The organism is Achromobacter sp. FW305-C-13 (genome assembly GCF_058783475.1).
Map to the genome: position 1 here is coordinate 2,203,009 of NZ_JBYSYN010000001.1, position 19,215 is coordinate 2,222,223.

17 protein-coding genes, 1 tRNA gene and 1 riboswitch are annotated in these 19,215 nt (G+C 65.4%); of the genes, 7 read left to right on the forward strand and 11 right to left on the reverse strand.

Annotated elements, in window-relative coordinates; translation table 11 throughout:
- Positions 1–24: 24 nt before the first annotated feature.
- The 6 genes from AC3WMU_RS09895 to AC3WMU_RS09920 form a co-directional block, all read right to left on the reverse strand.
- Positions 25–2,418, reverse strand: a complete 2,394-nt coding sequence (locus tag AC3WMU_RS09895; protein ID WP_492282237.1) for a TonB-dependent siderophore receptor — start codon at positions 2,416–2,418, stop codon at positions 25–27.
- A 61-nt stretch (positions 2,419–2,479) separates the two neighbouring features.
- Entirely contained in the window at positions 2,480–3,451 is a 972-nt protein-coding gene (locus AC3WMU_RS09900; RefSeq protein WP_424625237.1) for a FecR family protein, read from the reverse strand.
- On the reverse strand, positions 3,448–3,960 hold the full coding sequence (locus tag AC3WMU_RS09905; RefSeq protein ID WP_006224076.1) for a sigma-70 family RNA polymerase sigma factor: 513 nt from the start codon (positions 3,958–3,960) through the stop codon (positions 3,448–3,450). Before AC3WMU_RS09905 ends, AC3WMU_RS09900 begins: the two co-directional genes overlap by 4 nt.
- 98 nt (positions 3,961–4,058) lie before the next feature.
- Positions 4,059–4,652 (reverse strand): nitroreductase family protein, encoded by a 594-nt coding sequence (locus AC3WMU_RS09910; RefSeq protein ID WP_006224077.1) that lies wholly within the window; start codon positions 4,650–4,652, stop codon positions 4,059–4,061.
- Between the two features lie 90 nt (positions 4,653–4,742).
- Positions 4,743–5,177 carry a Cd(II)/Pb(II)-responsive transcriptional regulator gene (gene cadR, locus AC3WMU_RS09915; RefSeq protein ID WP_006224078.1) on the reverse strand — a complete coding sequence of 145 codons (435 nt, stop codon included), beginning with the start codon at positions 5,175–5,177 and terminating at the stop codon, positions 4,743–4,745.
- A 122-nt stretch (positions 5,178–5,299) separates the two neighbouring features.
- Entirely contained in the window at positions 5,300–5,530 is a 231-nt protein-coding gene (locus tag AC3WMU_RS09920) for a hypothetical protein (protein ID WP_234704779.1), read from the reverse strand.
- A 9-nt stretch (positions 5,531–5,539) separates the two neighbouring features.
- On the opposite strand from AC3WMU_RS09920, the gene AC3WMU_RS09925 reads away from it, so the two are divergent.
- The gene (locus AC3WMU_RS09925) at positions 5,540–7,705 is read left to right on the forward strand and encodes a heavy metal translocating P-type ATPase (protein ID WP_006224080.1); all 2,166 of its coding nucleotides are present in this window, start codon (positions 5,540–5,542) and stop codon (positions 7,703–7,705) included.
- 68 nt (positions 7,706–7,773) lie between these two features.
- On the opposite strand, the gene speG is transcribed toward AC3WMU_RS09925, so the two are convergent.
- Positions 7,774–8,358 (reverse strand): spermidine N1-acetyltransferase, encoded by a 585-nt coding sequence (gene speG, locus AC3WMU_RS09930; protein ID WP_006224082.1) that lies wholly within the window; start codon positions 8,356–8,358, stop codon positions 7,774–7,776.
- Positions 8,359–8,673: 315 nt separating this feature from the next.
- Here speG and AC3WMU_RS09935 point away from each other — a divergent pair, with 315 nt between their 5' ends.
- Positions 8,674–10,170, forward strand: coding sequence for a M81 family metallopeptidase (locus tag AC3WMU_RS09935; protein ID WP_492282238.1), 1,497 nt, complete (start codon positions 8,674–8,676; stop codon positions 10,168–10,170).
- Positions 10,171–10,213: 43 nt separating this feature from the next.
- Here the strand turns inward: AC3WMU_RS09935 and AC3WMU_RS09940 are convergent, their stop codons facing one another.
- Both AC3WMU_RS09940 and AC3WMU_RS09945 read right to left on the reverse strand, forming a co-directional pair.
- Positions 10,214–10,918 carry a riboflavin synthase gene (locus tag AC3WMU_RS09940; RefSeq protein WP_006224085.1) on the reverse strand — a complete coding sequence of 235 codons (705 nt, stop codon included), beginning with the start codon at positions 10,916–10,918 and terminating at the stop codon, positions 10,214–10,216.
- Between the two features lie 112 nt (positions 10,919–11,030).
- Positions 11,031–12,467 carry an aldehyde dehydrogenase family protein gene (locus AC3WMU_RS09945; protein ID WP_167390054.1) on the reverse strand — a complete coding sequence of 479 codons (1,437 nt, stop codon included), beginning with the start codon at positions 12,465–12,467 and terminating at the stop codon, positions 11,031–11,033.
- A 272-nt stretch (positions 12,468–12,739) separates the two neighbouring features.
- Here AC3WMU_RS09945 and AC3WMU_RS09950 point away from each other — a divergent pair, with 272 nt between their 5' ends.
- Positions 12,740–13,543, forward strand: a complete 804-nt coding sequence (locus AC3WMU_RS09950) for a FadR/GntR family transcriptional regulator (protein WP_006224087.1) — start codon at positions 12,740–12,742, stop codon at positions 13,541–13,543.
- 27 nt (positions 13,544–13,570) lie between these two features.
- On the opposite strand, the gene AC3WMU_RS09955 is transcribed toward AC3WMU_RS09950, so the two are convergent.
- A complete protein-coding gene (locus AC3WMU_RS09955; RefSeq protein WP_006224088.1) occupies positions 13,571–13,780 on the reverse strand; it encodes a hypothetical protein in 210 nt (69 codons plus the stop codon).
- Between the two features lie 280 nt (positions 13,781–14,060).
- On the opposite strand from AC3WMU_RS09955, the gene xth reads away from it, so the two are divergent.
- Together xth and AC3WMU_RS09965 are read left to right on the forward strand one after the other, a co-directional pair.
- A complete protein-coding gene (gene xth / locus AC3WMU_RS09960) occupies positions 14,061–14,843 on the forward strand; it encodes an exodeoxyribonuclease III (RefSeq protein ID WP_424625240.1) in 783 nt (260 codons plus the stop codon).
- A gap of 67 nt (positions 14,844–14,910) precedes the next feature.
- Positions 14,911–14,986, forward strand: a tRNA-Ala gene (locus tag AC3WMU_RS09965).
- An 81-nt stretch (positions 14,987–15,067) separates the two neighbouring features.
- Here AC3WMU_RS09965 and AC3WMU_RS09970 read toward each other — a convergent pair.
- Complete coding sequence (locus AC3WMU_RS09970) at positions 15,068–16,519, reverse strand: sodium:solute symporter family protein (RefSeq protein WP_006224090.1); 1,452 nt, start codon at positions 16,517–16,519, stop codon at positions 15,068–15,070.
- 104 nt (positions 16,520–16,623) lie between these two features.
- Positions 16,624–16,731, reverse strand: a riboswitch (TPP riboswitch).
- Between the two features lie 108 nt (positions 16,732–16,839).
- On the opposite strand from AC3WMU_RS09970, the gene AC3WMU_RS09975 reads away from it, so the two are divergent.
- Together AC3WMU_RS09975 and AC3WMU_RS09980 are read left to right on the forward strand one after the other, a co-directional pair.
- Complete coding sequence (locus AC3WMU_RS09975; RefSeq protein ID WP_454676628.1) at positions 16,840–17,622, forward strand: 3-oxoacyl-ACP reductase; 783 nt, start codon at positions 16,840–16,842, stop codon at positions 17,620–17,622.
- 5 nt (positions 17,623–17,627) lie between these two features.
- Positions 17,628–18,914, forward strand: coding sequence for an LLM class flavin-dependent oxidoreductase (locus tag AC3WMU_RS09980; protein WP_492282239.1), 1,287 nt, complete (start codon positions 17,628–17,630; stop codon positions 18,912–18,914).
- Positions 18,915–19,215: the final 301 nt, after the last annotated feature.

Sequence of the window (19,215 nt, forward strand, 5' to 3'; positions counted from 1 at the left end):
ATCCCACTAGGGGTTTTCCAGCGTTTACCAGCGGTAGCTCAGGGTGGCATACAGCGTGCGCGGATCGCCGTAGCGGCACCCGGTCGCACCCGCGCAAGCCAGATAACCGCGGTTGAACAGATTGCGCGCGTTCACCGTCAACGACAAACCGGACATGGCCGGGTCCAGCGCGCCGAAGTCATAGGCGGCCAGGGCGTCGACCAGGAACTGGCCGGGCACGTTCGCGGGATAGCCAGGAAGGTTCGTCGAGCTGGCATAACGCACCCCCGCGCCCAGGGTCAGGCCGGGCACGCCGGCTCCGGTCAGGTTGTAGTCGGCCCAGACGGAGGCGCTGTGCAACGGCACCAGCGCAATGCGCTGGTCAACCAGCGAGGGGACTGTGCTGCGCGTGGTGCGAGCGTCGGTGTAGGCATAGCTGGCGGTCAAGTTCATGGCGCCCAGGCGCGCCTTGGCTTCCAGTTCCAGACCGCGCGACCGCGCCCGGCCGGTCTGCACGGAGTACGTCGCGTCGGCCGGATCGCTGGTCAGTGCATTGGTCTGGGTCAGGTCATAGACCGCCGCGCTGTACAGCATGTTGCCGCCCGGTGGCTCGTAGCGCAGGCCCAGTTCGTACTGCGTGCCTTTGGTCGGTTTGAACGCGTTGCCCGCGCGATCCACGCCGATGGTCGGCGCAAACGACTGGCTGGCGCTGAGGTAAGGCGCCAGGCCGTTGTCGGCCAGGTACACCAGGCCCACGCGGCCGGTCGTGGCGCTGTCGCGAAGACGCGTCGTGGCGCCGTTGGCGTAGTTCTTCTGGTCGGTGTCCGCCCAATCCTGGCGGCCGCCCAGCACCAGCACCCATTTGTCCTGGATCTTGATCTGGTCTTGCAGATACAGGCCCAGCGAATCGGAACGCGTATTGATGCCGTAGTCGGCGGCGGTGTTCAGCACCGGCACCGCGCCGTACACGGGGTGGTAGATGTCCGCCAACGCCGCCACCGTGCCGGAATGCCGATGCGAGTCATAGCCGCTGCGGTAGTAGTCCAGCCCCGCCAGCACGGTGTGCTGCAGGGGGCCGCCGTCCAGCTTCAGTTCCAGCGAGGTATCGGTTGCGACGCCATACGAGTGTTCGCTGCGGCTGACCACGCCGCGCCGCAAGGTCTGGCCGTTGGCCTGCAAGCCGCCAAAACTCAGATAGTCCCACGTGCCGTCCGCCGTGAAATACCGGGTGCTCTGGCGCAGCTTCACCCGGTCGTTGAACGCGTGCTCGAACGCGTAGCCGACGGTGTAGGTATCGGTGTCGTAGCGGTCGAAATCCGGTTCGCCGATGAAGAGGTTGCGGGGGATCTGGCCATTCAAGGTATTGGCGGCCGGCATGGGCGCGGCAAAGCGCGTGCGGATGCGCTGATAGCTGGCCAACAGCGTCAGCGAAGTCGCCGCCGAGGGCTGCCACGTCAACGCTGGCGCCAGATAGGTCCGGTCGTCCGGCACATGGTCCACCCAATTGTCGGCGTTGCGGGCAAGGCCCGTCAGGCGATACGTCCAGGCGCCGTCCTCGGACAGGGCGCCGGTGAAGTCACCCGACACCTGCCGGCGGCCATAGCTGCCGGTATCCAGGTTCAGCTCGCGCAGCGCGTCGGCCGAGGGCCGTTTGCTGACGGTGTTGACCACACCGCCCGGACTCAGTTGCCCATACAGCACCGACGACGCGCCGCGCAGCACTTCCACCCGTTCCAGCCCATACGGTTCCTGCCCGCCGTCGTAGACGCTGGACTGCAATTTCAAGCCGTCGCGCAATTGCCCGGAGTTCCCCGCGGCCACATTGAAACCGCGCAGCATCAGGTCGTCCACCATGCGGCTGAAGGCAGGAGACTGCGCCGATACGCCCGGCGTGTAGCCCAGCGCGTCTGCCACCGACCCTGCCTTGACCGCGCGGATCTGATCGCTGGTGACGACCGACACGGATTGCGGGGTTTCGATCAGCGGCGTGTCCGTCTTGGTGCCCGACAGCGCGCGCTGCGCCACGTAGCCGTCCACATGCCCGGTAGGCGATTCGATGGAACCGGTCACGCGGACCGGCTCAAGCAGCGTCGCACCTTGAGGGGCGCGGCGCGCACTCAGCGTGCCATTGGCGGTGACGGCCAGTTCCAGGCCGCTGCCGGCAAGCGCGCGGCGCGCCGCGTCTTCGACCGTGAAATCCCCGGCGATGGCCGGCGCAGTGCGCCCCGCCACCAGGGCGGGATCGACGGACACCGCGCGCCCGCTCTGGCGTGCGATGCGGGTCAGCGTATCGCCCAGGGCGCCTGCGGGCAGATCGAAGCGCAGCACGGCGCGGGCGGCGGCGGGACCACCCTGCTGGGTTTGGGCATGGACCGCGGGCACGGCCAAGGCGATGAACAGCGCGGCGGCTAGAGGCCGGAGCGGGCGACGATGAAACATGGATTCTCCTGCAACAGTTTGGTGTTTCAGGAGGGATGTCCAACGACGCGGACAAAAGTGATCATTTATTTTCAGCGCGGGGGTCGCGTACATCGATGCTGACGAACCAGCCCCCAAGCGACGTGACGTCGATCGGCAGGGTCTGGCGCAGCGACTCCAGCGCGCGGCCGGTGTCGTCCAGCGGAAACGCCCCCAACACGCGCAGCCGCGCGGCGGCCGGCGTGATGCGGATGAGGCCGCGCCGATAGGGCCGTAGCGCTTGCACCACCGCGCCCAATGGCTCGTCATGCACGACCAGCATGCCGCTTTGCCAGGCGGCAGCGTCAGCCAGTACGGTTTCCGGCTGGCCCAGGCCTTGCGCATCGAACCGCAGGCCCTCGCCTGCCTGCAGCACGCGGCGCTGGCCCGCGGCGCGCACTTCGACGCGATGTTCAACCACGCTGGCGACGCAAGCCTCTTCCCCGCGCGCCACGCTGAACACCGTGCCCAGCGCCTGCACCTCGCCTTCGGCGGTCGAGACGATGAACGGCCTCTCGGCGTCAGGCGCCACACGCGCATAAACCGCGCCCGCCTGCAGGCGCACGCGCCGCACGCCGGCGCTGAAATCCAGATCGACGGCCGAGCGCGCATTCAGCGTCAATTCGCTGCCGTCCGGCAAGGTATAGGTGTGACGTTCGGCCGTGCCCGTGCGCAGGTCGGCGGTCAGCGTACCGAGCGGGGTCTGGCGGTCGACCAGCGCGGCCAGGCCGCCCGCCGCCAGCGCCAGGCCCAGCGCGTTGCGCAGCATCCGCCGCCTGGCTGGCGGGGTCAGCAGGGCGCGGCCGGCCGCCTGGCGCTGCTCGCCCCCGCCCAGCGCCGCAAAGGAATCCTTGACGGCGGCATTGACCTGATCCCAGGCCGCGCCATGGCGGGGATCCGCCAGCCGCCACTGCTCGAACCGCGCACGGTCGGCCGCGGCCACGCTGCCCGACGACAACAGCACCATCCAATCCACGGCCGATTCCAGATCGGCCGGCAGCAACGGCGCGGTCATTCAGCCAAGCGCGCCGCCACGCATAGCGTGATGGCCTGCTTCATGTAGCGCCGCACCGTGATGACGGATACGCCGACACGCACGGCGATCTCGGCATAGCCGAGTCCGTCGAGCTGGCTGTACAGGAAAGTCTGGCGCGCCTTGAGCGGCAGGCGTTGTAACGCGCGGTCAATATGCATCAGGGCCTCGACCACCAGCGCGCGGCTTTCTTCGCTAGGCGCGGTGGCGGGCGGCAAAGCGCCCAGGCTGTCGAGATACGCGCGCTCCAGTTCACGGCGGCGCCAGAAGGTGAACAGCGTACGCTGCGCCAATGTGGTCAGGAACGCGCGAGGTTCGCGGATGGTGTCGGCCTGTCGGCCGGCCAGGACACGCACGAACGTATCGTGCGCCAGATCGGCCGCATCATGGCGGCACCCCAGCCGCCGACGCAGCCACTCCTGCAACCAGGAGTGATGCGCTTCATACAGCTCGGCAGCGGAATGCTCCGTGGGCTGTGCGGATGAGGACATGGAAAGGCGCCAGGCTAATTAACAATAAGAATTATTGTCATTTATTGCCTGGCGCGCAAGCGCCCTGTTTCAGGCGCCCCAACATGCTTGGCTTGCGGTCAGACCGGACCAGTCCACTCCGTGACGAACTCGCGGTAGTCAGGGCGATTGGCCGGCGGTACCGCGCAAGCGGGCGTGCCGATCGCCAGATAGCCCAGGAAACGGTAGTCCAGCGAGTCCAGGCCCAGTGCGTTCTGCACGTCTTCGACGTAGGTGCCGACGCCCGTGCTCCAGAACGCGCCGTAGCCCAGCATGTGCACGGCGTTCAAGATGTTCATGACCGAGCAGCCCGTAGCCAGCAGTTGCTCGTGTTCGGGGATCTTGGTGTTGTCGTGCGCGATCTTCTGCGCCACGGCGACGAACAGCGGCACGCCGGCCATCCATTCGCGCACCGATTTTTCCTTTTCAGGCGTCATGCGCGGGTCGCCGCTGCGCTTGACCGCTTCCAGCGCGACATCAGCCAGCTTGCCGATGGCCTCGCCCTGGATGACGACAAAACGCCACGGACGCAGCGCGCCGTGATCGGGAGCCGACATGGCGGCTTGCAGGATTTGTTCGAGTTCGTCGGGCTTGGGCGCCGGACCCCGCAAGAACTTCACGGAACGGCGCGTGGTCAGGGCGTGCAGCGGAGTGGCGGTAGTGGTTACGGTCATTGATTCGGGCGCAAATGGGAAAGAAACAGATTCTCATATTAAGCGATGAGGGCGGCTGGAGCGGGTATCCCCCGCCCCGCAGCAAGGGCATCAGCCCAAGTGCGTATGCCGCTCCTGGCGCTCTTCGACCTGCATTTCGGACAAGCCGTGCAGGATGCCGCAGTCTTCCGCGTCGGGCCGCGCCGACAGGCAGCGCTGGCGCAATTCGGTCAGTTGCGTCTTCAACTGCGTCAGTTCGGCGATGCGTTCATCCACGTGGGAAATGTGTTCGTCGAACAGCTCATTAATAGGGCCGCATCCCGTTTGATGATTGTCGGCCAGGGACAGGATGGCGCGGATCTCGTCCTGCGTCATGTCCAGCGCCCGGCAGTTGCGGATCAGGCGCAGCCTTTCCAGATGGGGCTGCCCATAACTGCGGTAGTTATTCAGGCCGCGCTCCGGCGCGGGCAGTAGCCCTTCTTTTTCGTAGTACCTGACGGTTTCGACCGTGGTACCGGCCGCCGTGGCCAATTCGCCAATACGCATCGCGCCTCCCTGGATCGCATCCGAGTGAATTAAGGGGTTGACCCTATAGTAACTCCAAGGTGTGGAATACGGCCATCTGCTTACACAAGGCGAAGAAGATGTCCCTCCCACCAGTCAAATCCCTACAACCCCTGCCCGCCAAGCAAGAAGACGCCTGCTGCGCAGGCGGCGGACACGCGCGGGGCAAGGCGGGGCACGATCACGCCGGTCATGATCATTCCGAACACGATCATTCCGGTCACGATCATGCGGGCCACGACCATTCGAACGAGCACGCTCATGACCACAAGCATGACCATGCCCATGATCACGGCCATCGCCATGCGCAACCGGAAGCCGCCTGCTGCGGCCACGCCCACAGCATGGAGAACCTCTCGCTGTCGAGCGACGGCGGCGCCACGCTTGCCGCCGGCCCCGGCCAGTTGCTGGCCCGCCTGCGCATTGGGCAGATGGACTGCCCCACCGAGGAAACACTGATCCGCAAGAAGCTCGACGGCCTGGACGGGGTGCATGCGCTGGACTTCAACCTGATGCAGCGCGTGCTGACGGTCGTGCACGCCGAGGGCGCGCTGGACCGCATCATGGCTGCCATCAAGTCGCTGGACATGACGCCGGAACCGCTGGCCGACGGGGCGCCCCGCACCCCTGCCCCCGCCGCCAAGCCCGTGAACTGGTGGCTGATCGGCGGTTCGGGCGTACTGGCCGCCCTGTCCGAGTTTTCGCATTTCGCCGGCTGGCCGCTGGGCATCACGGCGGCATTTGCCGTGGCTGCCATTCTGGCTTGCGGGGTCACCACCTATCGCAAAGGCTGGATCGCCGTGCGCAACGGCAACCTCAACATCAACGCCTTGATGAGCATCGCCGTGACCGGCGCCGTGCTGATCGGCCAGTGGCCCGAAGCCGCCATGGTGATGTTCCTGTTCAACGTGGCCGAACTGATCGAAGCCCGGTCGCTGGACCGCGCGCGCAACGCCATCCGCGGCCTGCTGGACCTGGCGCCGGAAACGGCGACAGTGCGCCAGGCCGACGGCCGCTGGCTTGAAGTGCCTGCCGCGCAGCTGCAGGTGGACGATGTGGTGCGCGTGCGTCCGGGCGAACGCATCGCTGCCGATGGCATCATCGTCAGCGGCAGCTCGGCCGTGGACCAGTCGCCCATCACCGGCGAAAGCCTGCCCGTGGAAAAAGGGCAGGACGATCCCGTCTTCGCCGCCACCGTGAACGCGTCGGGCTCGTTCGAATACCGCGTAACCGCGGCCGCCGGCAACACGACGCTGGCCCGCATCATCCACGCGGTCGAGCAAGCCCAGGGCGCGCGCGCCCCCACCCAGCGCTTCATCGACCGCTTCTCGCGCATCTACACGCCCGCCGTGGTGGGCGTGGCGCTGCTGGTCGCCGTAGTGCCTCCCCTGCTGTGGGATCAACCGTGGTTCGACGCGATCTACCGCGCCCTGGCGCTGCTGATCATCGCCTGCCCATGCGCACTGGTGATCTCCACGCCGGTCAGCATCGTCAGCGGCCTGACCGCGGCATCGCGGCGCGGCATCCTGGTCAAGGGCGGCGTCTATCTGGAAGAAGGTCGCAACCTGAAGTGGCTGGCGCTGGACAAGACCGGCACCCTGACGCACGGCAAACCGGTGCAGACCGATCTGCAGGATTGGGACGTGTCCGACCAGACCCGTCAGCCTGCGGCCCTGATCGCCGCCAGCCTGGCCGCCCGTTCCGACCACCCCGTCTCGTTGGCGGTGGCCAATGCGGCACGCGATGAAGGCAAGATCTTGCTGGACGTCGAGGCTTTCACGGCCCTGCCCGGGCGCGGCGTCAGCGCGCAGATCGACGGCGTGACCTATCAATTGGGCAACCGCCGCCTGATGCGCGAACTGGGCGTGTCCAGCCCCAAGCTGGAAGCGCGCCTGGATGAACTGGAACGCCAAGGCAAAAGCGCGATCGCGCTGACCGACGGCCTTCGCGTCATGGCGTTGGCCGCCGTGGCCGACACCGTCAAGCCGACCAGCGCGGCCGCCATTGCCGACCTGCATGCGCTGGGCGTGCGGACCCTGATGCTGACGGGCGACAACACCCCCACCGCGCAGGCCATCGCCAAACAAGTGGGCATCGACGAAGCCCGTGGCGATCAACTGCCCGAAGACAAGCTGGCCGCCATCGAAAGCAAGCTGGCGCCCAGCGGGCGGGTGGGCATGGTGGGCGACGGCATCAACGACGCCCCCGCGCTGGCCCGCGCTGATATCGGCTTTGCCATGGGTGCGGCCGGCACGGGCACCGCCATCGAAACGGCCGACGTGGCCCTGATGGACGACGACCTGCGCAAGATCGGCACCTTCCTGCGCTTGTCGCGCGCCACGCATCGCGTGCTGATCCAGAACATCACGCTGGCGCTCGGCATCAAGGTAGTGTTCCTGACGCTGGCCATGACCGGCCAGGCGACGCTATGGATGGCGGTCTTCGCCGATGTAGGCGCCAGCCTGCTGGTGGTCGCCAATGGCCTGCGCCTGCTGCGCGCCGCGGCGTAAGCCGAAGCGCGAGAGGACGGGAAGTAATAAGACAGGTCGGAATAAGACGAAAGACGGACGGACGGGCCTCAGCCCGTCTGTTCTTCCTGAGGCCAGTCGCGCAGCACGGGTGCATCCGGCGCGCCGGGGCCGACATCACGCAGGTGCTCGTGCTGCAGCAGTGCCATGCGATAGGCGTCGCGATAAGCGCCGTTGGAGAAAAACTCTTCCTTCAACAGGCCTTCGATCTGGAAGCCGCAGCGTTCGTACACGTGCACGGCCGCGATGTTGTCCTTGTCCACTACCAGGTAGACCTTGTGCAGGTTCAGCACGCGGAACGCGTAGCCCACCGCAATGCGGGTCGCCGCTTTGGCGTAGCCCCGGCCCTGATAGCTGGGCGCGATGATGATCTGGAATTCAGCGCGGCGGTGGATGTAGTCGATTTCTACCAGCTCCACCAGGCCGGCCGGTTGGCCGGTGTCGTGCTCGATGATGAAACGCCGCTCGTTCTGGTCGTGCAAGTGGCGGTCATAGAGGGCAACCAGTTCGTCATAGGCCTCGTAGGGCTCTTCGAACCAATAACGCATGATGACGTCGTTATTGTTGATCTTGTGCACGAAGTGCAGGTCGCCGCGCTCCAGGGGGCGTATTTTGATATCGGATATTACCGACATAGAAACCTCCGAAAGTGCCGTCATTGTAGTCGAATCTGCCTCAAGACGCCCTTTTCATGGGTATTTTGGTATTTTATCGGCCTTTTATGCGGCTCTCAGACCATAATTGGCTTAAAAGCATTGCCATTGCTTGATCTGAAAATAAATAACCATTGAAAAAGTAACGCCATGCGACGCGCCGAACCCGGCACGGAACGCGGGAATCGTCCGTCCACGCGGTCACGGCCCTAGCCGTTTTTTTTCGGTGCTTGCCTGCCTCTCTCATGCCACACTGCCGGGTGTTGCGCGCTATCACAATGAACAAGAGGAAAAGACATGCATATCCTGGTGGCAGGCTTTCAGCACGAGACCAATACCTTTGCGCCCTCCAAGGCGGGCTACGACAACTTCGTCCGGGGTGAAGGCTTTCCCGCCATGGTGCGTGGCGAAGACGTGCTGGCGCTGCGCGCAGTCAATATTCCCGCGGGCGGCTTCATCAACGCCATCGAGTCGCAGGGCCACACCGTGCATCCCGTGATCTGGGCCGGGGCCAGCCCGTCCGCCCACGTCACCCGCGACGCCTACGAGCGCATCGCCGGCGAAATCGTGGAAGCCGCGCGCAAGGGCCCTTACGACGCCGTCTACCTGGACCTGCACGGCGCCATGGTCACCGAACACCTGGATGACGGCGAAGGCGAATTGCTGGCCCGCGTGCGCGGGATCGTGGGGCCGGACGTGCCGGTCATCGCCAGCCTGGACCTGCACGCCAACGTCACGGCGCAGATGCTGCACGAGGCCGACGGCCTGGCGGCCTTCCGCACGTACCCGCATGTGGACATGGCCGACACCGGCGAACACGCCGCGCGCTTGCTGTTGGCCCGTATCGCGGCCGGCAGCCAATGGGCTCGCAGCGAACGCCGCCTGCCCTTCCTGATCCCCATCAACGGCATGTGCACGATGCTGCAGCCGTCGCAGGGCGTGTACGAGGTGCTGGCGCAACTGGAACAGACGCCGGGCGTCGCCTCGATCTCGTTCGCGCCCGGCTTTCCGGCGGCGGACTTTCCGGAATGCGGCCCGGTGGTCTGGGCTTACGGCACGGATGCCGCGGCGGTGGAACAGGTCACCGAAGCGCTGTACCAGCGCGTGATGGAACTCGAACCGCAATGGTCGCCCGACTTCCTGGAACCGGCCGACGCGGTACGACGCGCGCAGGCCTTGACGGCGGGCGCATCACGCCCCGTCGTCATTGCCGACACCCAGGACAATCCCGGCGCAGGCGGCGACGCCAACACGACGGGCATGCTGCGCGCGCTGGTCGAAGCGGATGCGCAGAACGCGGCGCTTGGCCTCTTCTATGATCCGGCAGCCGTGCAAGCCGCGACGGCCGCTGGCGTCGGCAAGACTGTGTCGCTACGCCTGGGCGGCCAATCGGGCGTCGCGGGCGACATGGCATTCGAAGGCGAATTCGTGGTGGAAACGCTATCGCCCGGCAAGCTGCGCTTTGACGGGCCGATGATGCATGGGATGGATGTGGACCTGGGAGCGGTCGCGGGCTTGCGGATCGGCGGCGTGCGCGTCGTGGTCAGCGCCTGCAAGGCGCAGATGCTGGACCGCAACCTGTTCCGCGTGGGCGGCGTGCAGCCCGAAGACATGGCGATCCTGGTAGTGAAGAGTTCCGTGCATTTCCGGGCCGACTTCCAGCCCATCGCGCACGAGGTGCTGGTGGCCAAGGCGCCGGGCCCGATGCAGGCCGACCCGGCGGACTTGCCCTGGACCCGCTTGCAGCCGGGCATCCGCGTCCGGCCGCTGGGGCAGCCCTTCGCCCGCCGGTAGCCAGCCGGTAGCCAGCCGATAAACGGCGCCTGGCCCGGCAGGCTTACTTGAGCTTACCCTGAGGGCTGACGAAATCTTCCAGCGTCAGCCCTTTCTCTTTCAGGATGGCCTCCAGCAGCGGTTGCAGCTTGCCCAGGCTTTCCTGCACCGTCTCGCGCACGGTATCCACCACCACCTGGGTGCTGCGTTCGATTTCGATATTGACGAAGTCGCCCACCTGCTTGTCTTCGAAGACTGTCATGCGGCGGGTTTCGGGAATCAGCCAGACCTCGAACCAGCCTTCGGCGCGGTTCACTTCCGACACGGTCAGGCTGGCGCCGTTGATGGCGATATAGCCCTTGGCGAACACGTACTTGCGGAAGTCTTCAGGGATGCTGAAACGCATCAGGCGATTGGTGTCGGACGACTTCACCATGACCACTTCGGACGTGAAGTCCACATGGCCGGACAAGGGGTGCCCGCCGATCTCGGCCCCGTCGCGGGCGGCGCGCTCGACGTTGGCGCGATCGCCTTCGACGTAGCTGCCCAGCGTGGTGATGGCCAGGCTTTGCAGCATGACATCGAAGGTCGCCTGGTTATCTGACAGCAGTTCCGTGACGGTCAGGCAAACGCCGTCCGTCGAGACGCTGGCGCCAATGGCCAGGTCAACGCAGAAACCAGGGGGGAAATCCAGCGTGAAGGTGCGCAGGCCTTCGCGATCCGCGATCTTCGCGATCTTCGCGGTGCCTTGAACAATACCGGTGAACATACGGATCCTGAATACGGGGCGGCAGGCCCCTGAAGCAAAACATCAACGTTAACCGATATTTTGCCAGGAGCCGCCCCGCAAGGCCGGGTGGCGGACGCCACCCGCCGCGCGATCAATGACGGATCGCGATGGTCTTCAGGGTGGTGAAGCCGTACAGCGCTTCAAAGCCCTTTTCACGGCCATAGCCGGATTGGCGCGAACCGCCGAACGGCAGCTCCACGCCGCCGCCGGCGCCGTAGTTGTTGACGAACACCTGGCCGGCGCGCAGCTTGCGGGCCAGGCGCATCTGGCGCGCGCCATCGCGGGTCCACACGCCGGCCACCAGGCCGTACAGCGTGCCGTTGGCGATCTCCAGCGCTTCTTCCTCGGTGTCGAACACCATCGCGGCCAGCACCGGGCCGAACACTTCTTCCTGCGCCAGGCGGCTGTCGGGCGGCACGTCGCGGAACAGCACGGGCGGCTGGTAGTAGCCGGATTCCGGCGTGCCGTCCTTCAGCTTGCCGCGCGCGGCAACCTTCAAGCCTTCGCTTTCGGCCTCGGCCAGGAAACCCCGCACGCGGTCATGCTGGCGAGCGCTGATCAGCGGGCCCACGTCCAGGTCTTGCGCGGCCGGGCCGGTGACGGTGGCCGAGAAGGCCTCCGACAGACGCTTGATCACGGTCTCATACACGCCGCGCTGAATCAGCACGCGGCTGCCGGCCGAGCAGGTCTGGCCGGCGTTCTGGATGATGGCGGCCAGCAGCACCGGCATGGCGGCGTCCAGGTCGGCGTCGTCGAACACGACCTGCGGCGACTTGCCACCCAGTTCCAGCGTGACCGGCACATGGTTTTCCGCCGCGGCGTGCGCCACCATCTTGCCAGTCTGCGGCGAACCGGTGAACGAGATGTGGTCGATGCCCGGATGCGCGGTCAACGCAGCGCCGGCTTCATGGCCGTAGCCGGTGACGATGTTCAACGCGCCGGCGGGCAGGCCCACTTCGGCAGCGATCTCGGCCAGTTTCAACAGCGACAGGCACGCGTCTTCGGCGGGCTTGACCACGCAGGCGTTGCCCGCGGCCAGCGCCGCGCCGACGCTGCGGCCGAAGATCTGCAGGGGGTAGTTCCAGGGCACGATGTGGCCCGTCACGCCATGCGCTTCGCGTACGGTCAGCACGGTGAAGCCCGGGGTGTAGGGAATGGTCTCGCCATGCAGCTTGTCGACCGCGCCGGCATAGAACTCGAAATAGCGTGCAACCGCCGCGGCGTCCGCGCGAGCCTGCTTGATGGGCTTGCCCGTATCGGCCGATTCCAGCTGCGCCAGTTCTTCCTGGCGGTCCAGCAGCGCAAACGCGATGCGCATCAGCAACCGGCTGCGCGCGGCGGGCGCCATCTGGCCCCACTCGCCTTCAAACGCCTGGCGGGCGGCCTGCACGGCGCGGTCGATATCTGCCTCGCCCGACCGGGCGATCGCCTCGAAGGCCTTGCCATCGGACGGGTTCAGGACGGGAATGGTTTCACCGGCGGCAGCAGCCACCCATTCATTGGCGATAAAGTTCTTCTGAGTCACGATGTGCGGAGTAAAGTAGCGGCCGGACGGCCGGTTGCGGAAAAGGCGCCGACGCGCGTGCAGCGTCTCGGGCAGGAATCCATGAGGTTTCAAGCAAGGTACGAGAGGCCGCCGCAACTTGTCAATTGAATTGACAGCTTTTGTCCCAAGCTTCAGGACATTTTTCTGACGCCTCGGGTAATCCCTAATATTTCAGGGATTTATACTGGAAGCCCACCCCGCCGCGGCTTGTCATCACGAATGACAAACCCGGCATATTCATCAGGAGCGCCCCGATGAGCGACGTGCGTGACCCGCAGCTGGAATCGTTGTTGGAAGCCGCCGCCCGCCCCCGTCCCGAACTGGACGTGCTGGCCGAAGTGGCCTCTGGCCTGGGCTATGTGCGCGCCGAGCGCTTTGCCGAACGCGTCTATGAAAGCCTGTTCTACGCCATCGCCACCGGCAAGATCGCGCCCGGCAACAAGCTGCCCACCGAACTGGAACTGGCCGCGCTGTTCGAGGTGTCGCGCCCTGTGGTCCGGCAAGCACTCGACCGATTGCGCGAAGACCAGTTGGTCGACTCCATCCGCGGATCAGGCACCTATGTGCGCGCCAAGCCCGACCTGATGGGCGGCATGCCCGCCGTGGACCCTGCGCGCCGCGTCGGCCACATTCTGGAAGGCCTGGAGCTGCGCATGGTGATCGAGCCCGAATGCGCCTACCTGGCCGCCCTGCGTCGCACCACCGACGACCTGCGCGAGATGGACCGCATGCTGACGGGCTACGAAGAGGCCGACGCCTCAGGCGCCATCGCCCACCACCACGACTACGGCTTTCACCGTGCCATCGCGGCGGCCACCAGCAACCAGCGCTTCGTCCAGGTCCTGAAATCGCTGGAGTACGACGTCAGCCACGCCGTGAACGTCATGCGCCACCTGGTCCACAGCGAACCCTGGAAACGCACGCGCGCCGCAATCGACGAGCACCGTCACATCTACCGCCTGATCCGGGACCAGGACGCCGACGGCGCCCGCAACGTCATGCGCGCGCATATCGAAAAGGCCAAAAGCCGGATGCTCAACAGCGGCTCGGAGCATTGACCCGCTTGCGCGGCGGGTTTGCGCCCATCAATTCCGCGTCCACCCGGCCTTGGGGTCGCGCTTGTCGTGCAAGTAGTCCCATTCGGTATCGCAAACCCCGCAGACAAAAGCTTCGTGGTTCGCCTTGCGGGTGACGGCCGCCAGGCTGCGCACTGCCCCAAGGCTGATCAGCCCGGCATGGCCGGCCGCCCCGCGCGTTTGCTGCACGATACCCTCGCAGTCACTGCAAATCGCCATTTTCTCCACCTTTCATTATTCTTTCAGTGGAGATACTACAAAATGATACCGGCGATAATGTTCAGCAATTCTCACTAGATTGTTGCGTCGGTGTTTGCCGCGCAGGCCCGGCAAACGGAGCGCGGCGCCCCGCTACACCCTGGGCCACGCAAGGTATCATTCGTCGTTCGCCCGGATGGCCCGCCACGGCCAGTCGCGCATGCTGCATCCAAGCCAGCGGCGTCTTTCCGGAACTTGCTGGCGCAAGCGCCGCAGCACTCGTCAACGACCGATAAGAACCATGAAATTAGCCACCTGGAACGTGAACTCCCTTAACGTGCGCCTGCAGCAAGTCCTGGATTGGCTGGCCGCCAATCCGGTCGACGTGCTGTGCATCCAGGAACTGAAGCTCACTGACGACAAGTTCCCCGAGGCCGCCTTCAAGGAAGCCGGCTACCACGCGGTCTGGGCTGGCCAGAAGACGTACAACGGCGTCGCCATCATTTCGCGCGTGCCCGGCACCTCCATGGTGCGCAATATCCCCGGCTACGAAGACCCCCAGCAGCGCGTCCTGGCCCTGACCTTTCCCAGCCCCGAAGGCGACGTGCGCGTCGTGTGCGCCTACTGCCCCAACGGCCAGTCGCTGGATTCGGACAAGTACGTCTACAAGCTGGCCTGGTACGAAGCCATGCACAACTGGTTGGCCGAAGAGATCAAGCAGTACCCGCGCCTGGCCGTGCTGGGTGACTACAACATCGCCCCCGCCGACGAAGACGTACACAACCCCGAGAAATGGGAAGGCCAGGTCCTTGTGTCCGAGCCGGAACGCGCCGCGCTGCGTGCTTTGCTCGACCTGGGCCTGACGGACTCCTTCCGCCTGTTCGAACAGCCGGAAAAGTCGTTTTCGTGGTGGGATTACCGCCAGTTCGCCTTCCGTCGCAACGCCGGCCTGCGGATCGACCACGTGCTCTTGTCGGCCCCGCTGGTCAAGCGCTGCATCGCCTGCGTGATCGACAAGGAACCCCGCCGCAATGAGCAGCCGTCGGACCACGCACCGGTGATCGCCACCCTGGAATTCGTCTGAAAATTTTTGTCTGGCGGCGTGTTGCGCGCCGCCAGATTGTTCCTGTATAGTTTTGGTCTTGCTTCATGGGGCGGTAGCTCAGCTGGGAGAGCGTCGCGTTCGCAATGCGAAGGTCGGGAGTTCGATCCTCCTCCGCTCCACCAAATTCCAGAAAAAAGAGCCTTGGACACGGTTGTGTTCCAAGGCTTTTTTGTTTTCTCACCGCCCGCCCTGCGCTCAAGATCCTACACGGAGTCTCGATCCAGCCGACGCACCGCCGCGCTCAGCGTCGCGAAATCGAATTCCTGGCGGCCGCGCCGCAACAAGCGCATCAGCACCGTCGTTGCGACCGGAACGAACGCCGCCAACAGGAAGGATTCCAACAGGAACGTCGGCTTGTCGCCGGGCGCGGGGAAGAAGAACAGGCCCGCCACCAGGCCAGATACCGTCGCGGTGGTCGCGGTCAGGCCGTCATGCTTGCGGCTGAACAAGCCGTAGAACACCGGGAAGGCGGCAGCCGAGCACAGCAGGTCGGCCAACAGGAACAGGTACAGCACGCTGTAGCCCTGGGACGCCACGATCATGACCGGGATGGCCAGCAGCAGCACCGCCCAGCGGGCCAGCCGCTTCATGTCCATGCCGTTGGCGTTGGGCATCAGGCGGCGCATGTCCACCGCGACGATGCTGGACACCGCGCTGATCGCCGTGTCGGCCGTGCTCATCACCAGCGACAGGCCCAGCGGAATCAGCGCGATGACAAACCACGCGGGCGCATGCGGCATGATCACGCTGAACAGCGCGATCGAACTGTCGCCCGCCGGGGCCAGCCCCACGAATGCCAGGCCGAACAAACCCATCAAAAAGATGAACGGGGCAGCCAGGATGCCACCCAACAGGAAGCCGTTGCGCATCGCCCGCGCGTCTTTCGCGGCATAGATGCGCTGCCAGTTGCCCTGGTGAAAGATGCCCGTCAGCAGGATCGCCACGAAAAACGTCAGCCCGGCCTTCACGCCACCCGGATCCGTCACGTCCAGCAATTGGGGCGCCTTGGCCTGCAACGCTTCGATCGTCGGCAATGCGCCGCCCGCCGCCTGCCAGCCGACCACGCACAGGATCACGAGCAAGGGCACGATGACCATCATCTGCACCTGGTCCGTGAAGATCGACGAGCGCAACCCGCCGTACGTCGTGTACAGCAGGGTCGTGCCCATCACGATGGCCGCAGTCGCCCACAGCGGCACCGGCGCCAGCATGGTGACCAGTTTGGCGATCGCGGTCACTTCGGCCGACAAGGCGATGAAGAGATAGAACAGCATGATGAAGAGCGCCAGCCCGTACATGGGCCGGCCATAGCGCGCCATCAGGAATTCAGTCAGCGTGTGCCCGTGCGGGATCAGTTCGCGCATGCGCCGCCCCAGCGGAATCATGACCAGGCGCGGCGACATGGAACCCAGCGCATAGCCGATCACCGCGGCCAGGCCCCCCCAAGTCGCGGCCTGTGCCGGCGAGAACAGGATCCAGGCGCCCAAGGTGGACGCCATCAGTGTCAGGATGGTGCCGAAGGCGCCCTGGCTGTTGCGGGCCACGATGTAGTCTTCCAGCGTGCCGCGCTTGCGCCGCGTGTAGAGCACACTAGCCAGCGCGAAACCGCCTGAAAACAGCAGCAGCCACATCAAGGCGGTGGATTGGGTCAACATGGTGGTACAGCCCTCCCGCGACCGGCCGGCAGCCGGGCGCGCGACAAAGCGGCCCGACTGGATGTTGGGGCCGCAAGATGGATGAAAAGCTAGGGAGGGCGCACGAGTCGTGCGATGTCCTTCCCTTCGCCGGCATTACCCGGATCAGGTTCAAAGGGTTACCGCGATGACGCGGAGTCTCAGCCCGAAACAGGGCTCCCCCAGGAATTGCCGCAAGATTAGGAGAGCGGCGAGGCAATGTCAACGCATGGTTTCATGCTAAGTTCGCCCGCTTGCGGCACCCGTTTGCGTGCCTGCCGATGGAAACGACGAGCCCGATCATGTCACCTGCACACTCCGCCCCCGCCCTGAACGAACAACTGGTCATTATCACGGGCGGCGCCCGCGGCCTGGGCGCGCACATCACGCGCGCCTTCCTGCGCGAAGGCGCCCGCGTGGTCATCAATTACCTGAACAGCGCCGACGCCGCGCAGGCACTGGCCGCCACCGAGCCAGGTCGGGCGCTAGCCATCCAGGCCGACGTGCGCGACGCGCAAGCGGTGCAAGCGATGGTCGCTCAGGCGCAAAGCCACTTCGGCATGCCGGTCACGACCGTCGTCAACAACGCCCTGCCCGCCTTCCAATTCAATGGCGACGCCCGCCCGCATGCCGACACGCTGACCTGGGACAACCTGAACCAGCAGATCGAAGGCAGCGTGCGCGGTGCGCTGAACACCACGCAGGCAGCATTGCCCGGGATGCGCGGCGCCGGCGTCGGCCGCATCATCAACATTGGCACCAACCTGGTCCAGAACCCCGTCGTGCCCTACCACGACTACACGGCCGCCAAGGCCGCCCTGCTGTCGTTCACGCGCACGTTGTCGCAGGACCTCGGCCCCGACGGCATCACCGTCAACATGGTGTCGGGCGGTTTGCTGCGCACGACCGACGCGTCGGCCGCCACGCCCGAAGCGGTGTTCGACCTGATCGCCGCCAGCACGCCGCTGCGCGCCGTCACCACGCCCGAGCAATTCGCCGACGCCGTGCTGTTCTTCGCCAGCCCCTGGTCGCGCAGCGTGACCGGCCAGAATCTGGTCGTGGACGGCGGGCTCGTCAAGAATTGACAGCCATGATGCACCTGAACCTGTTCATCTTCGGCTGCGGCCACCACCGCGCAGCGTGGCGCCACCCGGATTCAGCGGCCGAACGCCTGGGCGACATCAGCTATTACGAAGCCCTGGCCCGCACCGCCGAGCGCGGCAAGCTGGACGCCATATTCTTCGCCGACGGACAGTCGATGGATAACATCGGCGATGGACCGCGCTGGTATCTGGAACCGCTGACCACCATGGCGGCCATTGCGCGGGCCACGACCCGCATCGGCCTGATCAGCACCGTCTCCAGCACCTTCTTCACGCCCTTCCACGCCGCCCGCATGGTCGCGTCGCTGGACCACATTTCAGGCGGTCGCATGGGCTGGAACGTGGTGACCTCCATGTTCGACGCCGAGGCACGCAACCATGGCTACGAAGCCATGCCTGGACACGACTGGCGTTATGCCCGCGCCGAAGAATTCGTGGATGTCGCGCTCCGGCTGTTCGACTCGTGGGAAGACGAGGCGCTGGCGATCGACCGCGAGGGGGTGTACGGCGTACCTGAACGGGTTCATCCGATTCACCATCACGGCGACCATTTCCTGGTCGACGGCCCGCTGACCGTCCCGCGCCCGCCTCAGGGCCACCCGGTGCTGTTCCAGGCCGGCGCCTCCGACCAGGGTCGCGACCTGGCCGCCCGGCGCGCCGAAGCCATTTACGCCGTGGCGTACGACCTGCCCGCGGCGCAGTCCTATTACCGCGACATCAAGCAGCGCGTGCGCGCCGCAGGCCGCGACGTCTTTGTCCCGATCATGCCGGGCCTGGTCACCTATGTCGGCTCGACCGAAGCCGAAGCCCGGGCCAAGCAACGCGAGCTGGACGTGCTGCTGCCCAGCGATGCGTCTCTGCGCCAATTAGGGACCTTCGTGCTGCAGGACTGCTCCGGGTGGGAACTGGACGCGCCGGTCCCCGCGCTTCCCCCCTTGTCCGATTTCAAGGGACCGAAAGGCCGCTACGCGACCATTCTGCGGATCATCGAGACCGAACAGCCCACCGTGCGCCAGCTGCTGGGCCGGCTAGCCGCCGGCGGCGGACATTGCACCATGGTCGGCACGCCCGAGCAGATCGCGGATCAGATGGAAACCTGGTTCAGAAACGAAGGAGCAGACGGCTTCAATTTGATGCCCCCTGCCTTGCCGGGCGGCATCGACGACTTTGTCGACCACGTCGTTCCCGTCCTGCAGAAGCGCGGGCTGTTTCGCACCGAGTATGAACACAGCACGCTGCGCGGCCATCTAGGGTTACAAAGACCGGCCTGCTGACCGCCCGCCAACCTCTGCAAACCGGGGCAAAACCTGGCCCCGCAACTGCGCATCCGCCGACCGGCGCGATGCGCTTTTTCATGGATCGGCATTATGGATACTCGCACCAAAATGCGATGTCAGCTCAATATAGATGCGATACCGTCTCAATCGCAACGAAATGATAGAAACACTTTATCAATTTGTACGCAATAGCTCGACAATTTTTTCTCGAATAATATCAATGCTTAGTCGTAAAATTTCGAATTCGGAATAACCGGATTTGCGGCGACTGTTGTTCTTAAGCCATAAATGCCGAGTT